This is a genomic window from Mycobacterium gordonae (assembly GCF_001417955.2).
Taxonomy (GTDB): Bacteria; Actinomycetota; Actinomycetes; order Mycobacteriales; family Mycobacteriaceae; genus Mycobacterium; species Mycobacterium gordonae_B.
On the sequence record NZ_LKTM01000045.1, the window covers coordinates 1 to 10928 of the forward strand.

Sequence of the window (10928 nt, forward strand, 5' to 3'; positions counted from 1 at the left end):
CGGCGTCGTCGCGTCGGCGCCATTCCCGATCAGCGGGCGCCCGAGCAACGCCTGGGTCGGCGCATTGATGAGGTCGAGCACCGGCTGCAGCGGTCCGGCGTTGCTGGCCTCCGCGGATGCATAGGCCCCGGCACCCGAGGTCAGCAACTGCACAAACCGCTGGTGGAATGTCTCGGCCTGGGCGCTCAGCGCCTGATACTGCCGCGCGTAGCCGGAGAACAGCTCCGCCACTGCCGCCGACACCTCGTCGTTGCCGGCGGCCGGCAGCGCCGAGGTGGGCAGCGCAGCGGACGCGTCGGCGGCGCGCAGCGCCGACCTGATACCCGCCAGATCCGTTGCCGCCGAGGCCATCAGCTCCGGAACCGCGAACACGTGCGACAACGCTGCCCTCCCGCTCGGACTGATCGACAATCAGCGTATCGGCTGCGCGGGTCAGAACGTTTCATCCTGCCGCTCAGAGCGGCGCCAGAAATCCCACCGGTCCCGACGCCAGGCACAGGGAGAGCGCGGCGGTGGTGGCCCGGACCGTGATCGCGTCCCCGGCGCCGGGCAGCCGGGCGTAGACGCGGTTGAGTCCCGGATGCACCGGCACCTTGACCTCAGGTCCCTCGGACAGCGCCAGGATCATCGAGCCGTCGCTGTTGCCCAGGTAGTTCAATTCGACGGTCCAGTCGGCGGGCAACAACGGGCCGTCCAGAACCAGTCGTGCCGGCTGATCGGGCTGGGCGAAGTAGCCGCAACGGGGTACGGGGCCCGGTGTGATGGTCCGCACCCAGGTCACCCGCGCGTCGACCAGCTGGCCTTTGCTGTTCAGCATCCGCAATTGTGTTGTGGCCGAGGTGAATTCGGGTCGGTCTCGTAACAGTGCGAACATGTGGCTGGCCAGGTTCTCCGGCCAGGCGACCCGCTGCAGCACCAACGGATCGACTTCCTGGTCCAGCAGCGGGGTGTCGGCGGCCGCCAGGCCGGCCTGGGCGTTCCTCAGGTAGGGCTCGGCCGGGTTGTCCCGCCACGACGTCAGGAACGTCGCCGTCGAGTACAGGCTGCTGGCCAGAAACGCCAGCGCCACAACGCTTGTCAGCGCGGTACGGAGCCGCGACCAGTCCAGCCAACCGGACGACTCCCGGTTCGGTGCCGTGAACGCGATCGCGGCCAGCAGCGCGAGTACGAAGACCAGGTCCGGAAAATACCGAAGGGTCTGCGCGAGTTCCAAAGCGGTGAACCGCGACGACCGCATCAGATAGATCGGCACCTGGCAGGCGACCGCGTAGCCGGCCGCGGTGAGCCACACCAACCCGATGCGCTGCTTGCGTAACAGTGAAATGACCAGCGCTCCAAGCAGAACCGCCCAGCCCAGCAGCATCACCGCCGGCGGTGGCGTGGCCCAGGGCGAGGCCGGCGCCCAGCGGGCCCAGTCCCAGGGGCCGCCGGCCAGACCCGGCACTATGCCGTGGGTGATCGACCGTCGCAACAACGCCCACGTCATCGCCAGGTCCGAACTCCAGCGCCGTTGATTCACCACCGCCAGATACAGCGCCACCCAGCAGGCGGTCAGTGCCAGCGACCCCACCCACAACCGGACGCCGCCGCGCCACGCCGTCCGCGACGCGGCGGCACCGGAAAGGTGACAGATCAGCGCCACCACCGCGAAGGCGACGAACGGGATCACCGCCGCCTTCTCGAAGAACAGCAGGCCACCGAAGTAGGCCAGCACACCGGTCACCGCGTAACGCTGGTTGCCGGTACGGGCCAGCAGCACGGCGTCGCCGCACACCCAGGCCAGCGCCGCCAGCATGGGCAGCGAGTTCAGCGCCGCCGACCACCAGGCGAACCCCGGTATCCCCAACGGGGTGAACAGTGCGAATGTCAGCGGAACCAGCAGCACCGGCCGCCAGCCCAGGATCACGTACAACGCCCGCAACAGCGCCAGCGACGCGAGCAACTGCAGCACCACCAGGCTGATCGCCGGCCACGTCCACACCAGCGGCGCCAGCCGGATGATCACCCCGGCCACCAGGAAGGCGCCCGGCATCACGTGCCCGTCGTGGTCGTCGAACAGGTACGACGGCGAAAGCAGGCCCTGGGTGCCGGCCCGGCCGATGAGAATCAAATCGTCCCAATAGAAGTAGCCGCGGAACGCCAGCACGGCACGAACGACCAGCTGCGCGATGATCAGCGCGGCTGCCACCACGGCGACTCTGTATGGTGGGCCGGTGCGAGCACTGGTCACCGGGGCAGCCGGTTTCATCGGGTCGACGCTAGTCGACCGTCTCCTGGCCGACGGGCACACGGTGGTTGGCCTGGACAACTTCGCGACCGGCCGGGCCACCAACATCGAGCACCTGGCCGACAACCCCGAACACGTCTTCGTCGAGGCCGACATCGTGACATCGGACCTGGACGCCATCCTCGGTGAGCACCAGCCCGAGGTGGTGTTTCACCTGGCCGCGCAGATCGACGTCCGGCACTCGGTGGCTAACCCGCAGTTCGACGCGTCGGTCAATGTGATCGGCACCATCCGGCTGGCCGAGGCGGCCCAGCGCGCCGCGGTGCGCAAGGTGGTGCACACCTCGTCGGGTGGGTCCATCTACGGCGTGCCGCCGCAGTACCCGACGCCCGAAACGGTGCCGACCGACCCGTTCTCGCCTTATGCCGCCGGGAAGGTGTCCGGGGAGATCTACCTGAACACCTTCCGGCACCTCTACGACCTGGACTGCTCGCATATCGCGCCCGCCAACGTCTACGGGCCGCGCCAGGACCCGCACGGTGAGGCCGGCGTGGTCGCGATCTTCGCCCAGGCCCTGTTGGAAGGCAGGCCGACCAAAGTCTTCGGCGATGGCTCCAACACCCGCGACTACGTGTTCGTCGACGATGTCGTCGACGCCTTCGTCAAGGCGTCCGGTGCGGCCGGAGGCGGGCAGCGCTTCAACGTCGGCACCGGTATCGAGACGTCGGACCGTCAGCTGCACACCGCCGTCGCGGCGGCGGTGGGTGGCCCCGACGACCCGGAGTTCCATCCGCCGCGGCTGGGCGACCTGAAGCGCTCATGTCTCGACATCGGTTTGGCGGCAGAGGTTTTGGGCTGGCGCCCACAGGTGGCTCTGGATGAGGGTGTGCGCCGTACGGTCGAATTCTTTCGGCAGCACAAGCACGCTTAGCTCTCCGGCGCCTGTGCTCCCTCGAGCGCGATGGCGCGGGCCAGTCGCGCGTAGCGCAGCTCCAGGTCCTTGAAGCGCATGTAGGTGCTCAGGGTGGTGAAGCTGAACGCCATGATCAGCCCGTAGAGCATCAGGTCGGTGCCGCGCCGCACGCCGAACCAGTGCGCCACCACCGTGGTGTCGTCCGGTCGCAGTACCGCGTAGACCCCGAGCAGCACGAACAGGACGTAGCCCACCTTCACCCAGGCGCGTGCCCGCGCGCTGCGCCGCGACCGCAGCAGGAATACCAGCAACACGATGATCGACCCGATCAGCAACACCTGGATCCAGTTCATCGCCGCATTCTCCCTCGCAGGAATCCGTCGAAGATGATGTTGACGCCGTTGAGCAACGGCTGCCCCTTCGACTTGGAGTATTCGGTGTAGAGCACCTCGACCGGTACTTCGGCCACCCGCCAATGGTTTTCGGCGATCATCATGACGATCTCGGTGGCGTGGCTCATACCGCTCATGGTGATGTTCATCCCGTCTGCGACGGTCTTGTTGAACACCCGCAGGCCGTTGTTGGTGTCGGTGAGACCGAGCCGGCGGCCCCGGCGGCTCAGCCGCGCGGCCGTCTGCAACACCATCCGCTTGAGCAATGGCGGCCGGTTGGCGACCTGCCCGCCGAATCGCGTGCCGATCACGATGTCGACGTCGCCCTGGTTCAGCCGGTCGATCATCCTGACCACGTCCTTGACGCGGTGCTGGCCGTCGGCGTCGAACGTGGCGAACACCCGGGCGCCGGACTGGATCCGGGCGTACTCGACGCCGGTCTGGATCGCCGCCCCCTGGCCCAGATTGATGGGATGACGCACCAACACCGCACCGGCCTGCCGCGCGATCTCGCCGGTGCCGTCCGCGCTGCCGTCGTCCACACACACGACGTGGTCGAATGCGGTGCGCAGTTCGGCGACAACCTCGCCGATGACGACGGCTTCGTTGAAGGCGGGGACGATGATCCAGGCGTCGGAGTAATCCATTTTCGGGGCCATTTCAAGGCCAAAATTACACGCGTTCGCCGCGCCCGAGCGCGATCAGATGGACGGCGATTCCCACCATGGGACCGCACAGCAGACCGATGACGGTGCGCGTCTCCAGTGCGATCGGCAGCGCCAGCAGCAGCCCGGAGGCCACCGTGGCGCAGACCCACCCCAGCGAGTACGCCCGGTGCAGCGCGGCGGCCACCGACGCCGCGCCGGTGAGCGTCAGTAGCGCGATGGCCACCGCGGCGGCTGTCAACCAGGCCAGCAGCGCGCTACTGGCCTGATACTGCGCGCCGAACGCGAAGCGCAACAACCACGGACCGATCAGGCCGGCGAGCAGCACTCCCATCCCACCGATCCCGGCGATGAGCAGGGCGGGTGAGATCAGGGCCCGCAACCGGTGGCTGCGTTCGTCGACGAAATGCGCGATCAGGTTGCCCTGCATCGCCGTCAGCGGGACCAACAGCGGCGCCCGGGTCAGCGTCACCGCCAGGATCACGACGCCGCCCTGGGCGCCCAGCTCGGTCGACGTCAGCTTCAGTAGCACCGGAAACCCCATGACCAGGATGGCGCTGGCCCCCGCCGCGGTGATCGAGTGGGCCGCACCACGCAGAAACGTCGCGGTGCTGCCTGGCGTCAGCACGCGCGCTGCGGTCCGTGCCGCGGGCGAGGACACCAGGATGATCAGCCAGGCCACCGAGCCGGCAACCGTCGCCCACAGAAACCCGACCAGGCCCCAGCCGAGTACGAAGGTCGCCGTCGCGACCGCCACCCGGATGACGGCGTCGGTCACCATCAAGGCGCCGTACTGGCCCCACCGGTTTACGCCGGCCAGCGTGCCGAGCAGCGTCGCGTGCAGACAGAACCCCGCCAGACCGACGCTGAGCAGCGCGACCGACAACCAGCGGTCCTCGACGAAGACCCGGCCGCTCCACAGCACTGCGCTGGCCGCGATCACGGAGGCCGAGGCCAGCCCGACCAGGCCGGCGACCCGCAGCGGATGGGTGCGGGCGCCGTCCGGGAGCACGTCCAGATACTGCATAGCGCGGACTTCCCGGGTCGTTTCCTGGAGCAGGCCGTTAGCGGCCCCGGTGACCAGTCCGAACGCGCCCCAGAAGACGCCGAAGATGGAGAAGCCGCTCGGCGCGAGGTCGCGCGCGGCGAGGTAGATCACCGCGTAGCCGCACAGCGCGGTCACCGCCGTCGCGGTGCCGACCCGTGCGACACTGCCGCGCGCGATCGGTCCCACGGAGGCTCCGGTGGCTCCCGTGGCTCCCGGGGTGCCCGCGCCGTCCGTCACCGTGGCGACACTATCGGACGGAAGCTTCAGTGCCCTTCGGCCTGGAATCGCTCTATCGAACGCTGAACCTCGGCCTCGGCCTCGGCCCGGCCGACCCAGTCGGCCGCCTTCACGAACTTGCCCGGCTCGTTGTCCTTGTAGTGCTCGAAGAAGTGCTTGATGTCGTTCAGCTCGTACGGGGGAACGTCGTCGATGTCCTGGACGTGGTCCCACCGGTGGTCACCGGCCGGCACGCACAACACCTTGTCGTCGCCGCCCTTCTCGTCGACCATGCGGAACATCGCCACCGGCCGCACCTCGATCAGCACCCCCGGGAACACCGGCTGGGGCAGCAGCACCAGCGCGTCCAGCGGGTCCCCGTCCTCACCGAGGGTGTCCTCGATGAAGCCGTAATCGGCCGGGTAGGCCATCGGGGTGTGGAGGTAGCGGTCCAAGCGCACGCGTCCGGTCTCGTGGTCGATCTCGTACTTATTGCGCTGACCCTTGGGAATTTCGATGGTCACGTCGAATTGCACGGGTACACAGTAGTCGAGCAGGTGCCGCGGCACTGCCTGGCGGCCGATTCGGCAGAATGGGACACGAAAAGACAGGAGTGCAGCGATCTACATGGGCCCCAAACGCTGGCGCAAGTCCACCCACCTGCTGGTCGGGCTGGTGGTGCTCGCGTTCGTCGCTGCTGTCGTAGCGGCCGCCGTGCTGTTCACCACCGGGGGGCACGGCGTCGGCGGGGCGCGGTCCCCGGTTCCGCCGCCGCGGCCGCCGACGGTCAAGGCGGGGGTGACCCCGGTTGCCGACAGTGCGCCCGCGCCCAGCGCCGCAGGTGTGGCGGCGGCACTGGCTGCCGCTGTCGCCGACCCGAATCTGGGCAGGCTGGGCGGCCGGATCACCGACGCGATGACCGGCAAGGAACTGTGGCGGCAACTCGACGACCTGCCGATGGTGCCGGCGTCGACGAACAAGGTGCTGACCGCGGCGGCGGCCCTGCTCACCCTGGACCGGCAGGCCCGGATCAGCACCCGGGTGGTGGCGGCGGGTCAGGCCGCCCAGGGTCCGGTGGTGCTGGTCGGCGCCGGGGATCCGACGCTGTCGGCGGCGCCGCCCGGTGTCGAGACCTGGTACCGGGGTGCGGCGCGCATCAGTGACCTGGTCGAACAAGTACACCGCAGCGGCATGACCCCGACGGCCGTGCAGGTCGACACCTCGGCGTTCAGCGGTCCCGGGTTGGCGCCCGGCTGGGATCCGGCCGACATCGACAACGGTGACGTGGCGCCGATCGAGTCCGCGATGATCGACGCCGGGCGGATCCAGCCGACCACCGTCAACTCGAGACGTTCCAAGACCCCGGCGCTGGACGCCGGACGCCAGCTGGCGATCGCCCTGGGTCTGGACCCGGCGGCGGTGACCGTCGCCAGCGCGCCTGCCGGGGCCCGGCAACTGGCGGTGGTGCAGTCGGCGCCGCTGATCCAGCGGCTTTCGCAGATGATGAACGCCTCGGACAACGTGATGGCCGAGTGCATCGGCCGTGAGGTGGCCGCCGCCATCAACCGGCCGCAGAGCTTCACCGGCGCGGTCGACGCCGTCACCAGCAGGCTCAACACCGCCCATGTGGACACCGGCGGAGCCGCGCTGGTGGACTCCAGCGGGCTGTCGGTGAACGACCGTCTGACGGCCCGGACGCTGGATGGGGTGATGCAGGCCGCGGCCGGACCGGATCAGCCGTCATTGCGGGCGCTACTGGATCTGTTGCCGATCGCCGGCGGCAGCGGCACCCTCGGCGAACGCTTTTTGGACCGCTCCACCACCATGGGCCCGGCCGGTTGGCTGCGCGCCAAGACCGGCTCACTGACGGCGGTGAACTCGCTGGTCGGGTTGCTCAACGATGCCAGCGGACGGGTCCTGACCTTCGCCTTCATCTCCAACGATGCCGGACCCAACGGGCGCAACGCGATGGACGCGCTGGCCACCAAGCTGTGGTTCTGCGGGTGCACGACATGAGCCCTTCGACGTCCCGGTCGTCCGGCCTTTCGATGGGCAACGCCGTCGACTGGGGGTTCGCCGCCACGGTGGGGGAGAAGCTGGCCCGCGGGGGTCCGGTCACCTCTGAGTACACGCGCCGACAGGTGATGGAGGAGTTGAGCCGGGCGGCCGAGCAGGCCGAGCCGCCGGTTCGCGACGTCACCGGTCTGATCACCGCGGACACGGTGCCGCCGGCCCGCATCGTGGACCGGCGCGAATGGATCCGGGCGGCCGCCGAGTCGATGCGGGCCATGACCAACGGCGCCGAGAAGCCGCACAGTTTCGTCACCGGCCGGCTGACCGGCGCCCAGACGGGTGCCGTGCTGGCGTTCGTCTCCTCCGGCATCCTCGGGCAGTACGACCCGTTCACCAGTCCCGACTCCGGCACCCTGCTCCTGGTGTATCCCAACGTCATCGGCGTGGAACGCCAATTGAAGGTGGACCCCTCCGATTTCCGGCTGTGGGTGTGCCTGCACGAAGTGACCCACCGCGTGCAGTTCACCGCCAACCCGTGGATCGCCGGGCACATGTCGAGCTCGCTGAGTCTGCTGACTCAGGAGCCGACCGAAGACCTCCGCGAGGTGGCCGGCCGGCTCGCGGAGTTCGTCCGCAATCGGGGACGCGACGAGGCCCACCCCGAGGGGATCCTGGGCCTGGTTCGCGCGGTTCAGTCCGAGCCGCAACGGCAGGCGCTGGACCAGCTCCTAGTCCTGGGAACCTTGCTGGAAGGGCACGCCGAGCACGTCATGGACGCGGTCGGGCCGGTGGTGGTGCCGTCGGTCGCCGCGATCCGCCGCAAATTCGACGAACGCCGCCTGCGCAAGCAGCCGCCGTTGCAGCGGCTGGTGCGTGCACTGCTGGGTTTCGAGGCCAAACTCAGTCAGTACACCCGCGGCAAGGCGTTCGTCGACCACGTGGTGGACCGGGTCGGGATGAAGCGGTTCAACGCGATTTGGACGGGCCCTGAGACGTTGCCCAAGCCTACCGAGATCGAGCACCCGCAGCGATGGATCGACCGGGTGCTGTAGCCCAACTGCGCAGGGCGGTAAGCGAATTCGCGCAGAACCAGCTCGGCGGCACCGATAGCTGGTGTGTGGCGCTCTCGGGGGGCCCGGATTCGTTGGCGTTGACCGCCGTTGCCGCCGCACTGCGGCCCACCACCGCCCTGATCGTCGACCACGGCTTGCAGGAGGATTCCGCCCGCGTGGCCGAAACCGCACGGGCGCAAGCTGTTTCGCTGGGCTGTCGGTCGGCGGAGGTGCTGCGGGTCGAGGTGGCCGGCGATGGCGGCCCGGAAGCCGCCGCCCGCACCGCCCGCTATGCCGCGCTGGAATCTCACCGGGACGGGCCGGTGCTGCTGGCTCACACGCTCGACGATCAGGCCGAGACGGTGTTGCTGGGGCTCGGCCGCGGTTCTGGTGCGCGATCCATCGCCGGCATGCGTCCGCACGATCCGCCGTGGTGCCGACCGCTGTTGGGGGTGCGGCGGGCGGTGACCCACGACGCCTGCGCCGAACTCGGCCTGACCCCCTGGCAGGATCCCCACAACGTGGATCGCCGGTTCACCCGGGCCAGGCTGCGCGGTGAGGTGCTGCCCTTGCTGGAGGACGTGCTGGGCGGCGGTGTCGCCGAGGCACTGGCCCGCACGGCGACGGCGTTGCGTGAGGACACCGACCTGATCGACGCGATCGCCGCCGACGCGCTGCCTACCGTCACGATCGGCGCCGGGTTGGACACCGCGGCCCTGGCCGCGCTGCCCGCGCCGGTACGCCGACGGGTGATCCGAGGTTGGCTGCTGGCCGGCGGTGCGATCGGATTGACGGACAAGCAGATCCGCGGGGTGGACACACTGGTCACCGCGTGGCGCGGCCAGGGCGGAGTGGCGGTGGGGTCCAAGCTGCGCGGTCAGCGTCTGTTCGCGGGCCGGCGCGACGGCGTACTTACGTTGCGCCAGCAGGCAATTTGACGCCTACGTTGGTTCTTCTCAGGTAAGCGTGGCACGCTGTGCACGTGACGGCGGAGCTGTACCCGGGGGACATCAAGTCGGTGCTGCTCACCCAGGAGCAGATTCAGGGCCGCATCACCGAGCTCGGTCGACAGATCGGTGAGGACTACCGGGATCTGGCCGCCACCACCGGCCAGGACCTGCTGTTGATCACCGTCCTCAAGGGCGCTGTGCTCTTCGTGACGGATCTGGCCCGCGCGATTCCACTGCCCACCCAGTTCGAGTTCATGGCGGTGAGTTCCTACGGCTCTTCGACGTCATCGTCGGGAGTGGTGCGCATTCTCAAGGACCTCGACCGCGATATTCACGACCGCGACGTGCTGATCGTGGAAGACGTGGTCGACTCCGGGCTGACGCTGTCCTGGTTGTTGCGCAACCTGACCAGCCGTCATCCGCGTTCGCTGCGGGTGTGCACGCTGCTGCGTAAGCCCGAAGCGGTGGGCGCCAACGTCGACATCACCTACGTGGGCTTCGACATTCCCAACGATTTCGTGGTCGGCTACGGCCTGGACTACGACGAGCGCTACCGCGACCTGTCCTACATCGGGACCCTGGACCCGCGGGTCTATCAGTGACTAGTTCAGCTCCCACACCGCGGTCACCGAGAAGCTGACCGTCTGCTGGCCGGGTTCGAGCGGCGCCATCGACTCGCGCGGCGCCGGTTGTGGCCCGGGCGCGTACGCCGAACCGGATGTTTCCGAGATGGACAGCACCTTGCTCAGGCTCAGGCCGGAGAGCTGGGCGTACTGCTGGGCGCGGTTCTTCGCGTCGTCGAAGGCGCGCGCCCGCGCGTCCTTGACCAGCTGCGAGTCGTCGGCGATCGAGTAGTGGACGGAGCTGATCCGGGTGGCGTCGCCACCCGTGCTGACGACCAGGGCCAGCAGCTTCGACGCCGCGTCCGTCGGGTGGATCTTGATCTCGATGGCGTTGTCGGCGCGGTAGCCGGCGATGGTGGCGGTCCCGGCCGACTCGGGCTTGGCGTACTGCGGCTGCAGACTGACGTTGGTGGTGCGGATGTCCTTGCGGTCCAGGCCGGCGGCTACCAGCGCGTTGATCACGGCTTGCTGCCGCTCATTGGTCTGGTTCATCGCCGTCGTGACGTCTGCCGCGGTGAATTCGATGGCGACGTCCGCGGTCAAGGTGTCCGGGACGCCCTGAACCTGCCCGGATCCGACGACGGTCACTTGACGCGGGTTGGTCGACGGGGACGGTGCCGCGTTGTGAGAGTCGCAGGCCGAAACGGTCAGCAGAGCAACGCCTGCGGCGGCCGCGGCCGTCAACCTTCGGAAGCGGTTTGCGATCGGCATGACTGGCACCTTAGCCTTCGAGGCCGCGACGACAGTTGTTAACCGGCTCTTCGCAGATGAGGGTGTAGGGGTGCTCGGCGCGTCGTTGTCGGGATAGGGGTCGAGGTCTTCCGAAGAT

At 68.8% G+C, this 10928-nt stretch carries 12 protein-coding genes; 5 read left to right on the plus strand and 7 right to left on the minus strand.

Annotated elements, in window-relative coordinates; translation table 11 throughout:
* Positions 1-381: PE family protein (locus AO501_RS06830; protein WP_156452360.1), on the minus strand; the 381-nt coding region annotated here is incomplete at its 3' end.
* A 73-nt stretch (positions 382-454) separates the two neighbouring features.
* Positions 455-2248, minus strand: coding sequence for a hypothetical protein (locus tag AO501_RS06835; RefSeq protein ID WP_055577008.1), 1794 nt, complete (start codon positions 2246-2248; stop codon positions 455-457).
* On the opposite strand from AO501_RS06835, the gene AO501_RS06840 reads away from it, so the two are divergent.
* Positions 2214-3158 carry an NAD-dependent epimerase/dehydratase family protein gene (locus AO501_RS06840; protein ID WP_055577014.1) on the plus strand — a complete coding sequence of 315 codons (945 nt, stop codon included), beginning with the start codon at positions 2214-2216 and terminating at the stop codon, positions 3156-3158. The genes AO501_RS06835 and AO501_RS06840 overlap by 35 nt on opposite strands.
* On the opposite strand, the gene AO501_RS06845 is transcribed toward AO501_RS06840, so the two are convergent.
* From AO501_RS06845 to AO501_RS06860, 4 genes are read right to left on the minus strand one after another with little or no spacing between them, the layout of a single operon-like run.
* Positions 3155-3493 (minus strand): DUF2304 domain-containing protein, encoded by a 339-nt coding sequence (locus AO501_RS06845; RefSeq protein ID WP_055577009.1) that lies wholly within the window; start codon positions 3491-3493, stop codon positions 3155-3157. The genes AO501_RS06840 and AO501_RS06845 overlap by 4 nt on opposite strands.
* On the minus strand, positions 3490-4191 hold the full coding sequence (locus AO501_RS06850; RefSeq protein ID WP_055577010.1) for a glycosyltransferase family 2 protein: 702 nt from the start codon (positions 4189-4191) through the stop codon (positions 3490-3492). Before AO501_RS06850 ends, AO501_RS06845 begins: the two co-directional genes overlap by 4 nt.
* 13 nt (positions 4192-4204) lie before the next feature.
* On the minus strand, positions 4205-5482 hold the full coding sequence (locus AO501_RS06855) for a hypothetical protein (RefSeq protein ID WP_156452361.1): 1278 nt from the start codon (positions 5480-5482) through the stop codon (positions 4205-4207).
* Positions 5483-5508: 26 nt separating this feature from the next.
* Positions 5509-5997, minus strand: coding sequence for an inorganic diphosphatase (locus tag AO501_RS06860; protein ID WP_055577016.1), 489 nt, complete (start codon positions 5995-5997; stop codon positions 5509-5511).
* A 91-nt stretch (positions 5998-6088) separates the two neighbouring features.
* On the opposite strand from AO501_RS06860, the gene dacB reads away from it, so the two are divergent.
* From dacB to hpt, 4 genes are read left to right on the plus strand one after another with little or no spacing between them, the layout of a single operon-like run.
* Positions 6089-7477: a D-alanyl-D-alanine carboxypeptidase/D-alanyl-D-alanine-endopeptidase gene (gene dacB / locus AO501_RS06865; RefSeq protein ID WP_156452362.1), complete on the plus strand. Its 1389-nt coding sequence runs from the start codon at positions 6089-6091 to the stop codon at positions 7475-7477.
* Positions 7474-8526, plus strand: coding sequence for a zinc-dependent metalloprotease (locus tag AO501_RS06870; RefSeq protein WP_055577018.1), 1053 nt, complete (start codon positions 7474-7476; stop codon positions 8524-8526). Before dacB ends, AO501_RS06870 begins: the two co-directional genes overlap by 4 nt.
* Positions 8505-9464 (plus strand): tRNA lysidine(34) synthetase TilS, encoded by a 960-nt coding sequence (gene tilS, locus AO501_RS06875; protein ID WP_055577011.1) that lies wholly within the window; start codon positions 8505-8507, stop codon positions 9462-9464. Before AO501_RS06870 ends, tilS begins: the two co-directional genes overlap by 22 nt.
* Before the next feature lie 38 nt (positions 9465-9502).
* Positions 9503-10078 carry a hypoxanthine phosphoribosyltransferase gene (gene hpt / locus AO501_RS06880; RefSeq protein ID WP_055577012.1) on the plus strand — a complete coding sequence of 192 codons (576 nt, stop codon included), beginning with the start codon at positions 9503-9505 and terminating at the stop codon, positions 10076-10078.
* On the opposite strand, the gene AO501_RS06885 is transcribed toward hpt, so the two are convergent.
* Positions 10079-10810 carry an SIMPL domain-containing protein gene (locus AO501_RS06885; protein WP_055577013.1) on the minus strand — a complete coding sequence of 244 codons (732 nt, stop codon included), beginning with the start codon at positions 10808-10810 and terminating at the stop codon, positions 10079-10081.
* Between the last annotated feature and the right edge of the window lie 118 nt (positions 10811-10928).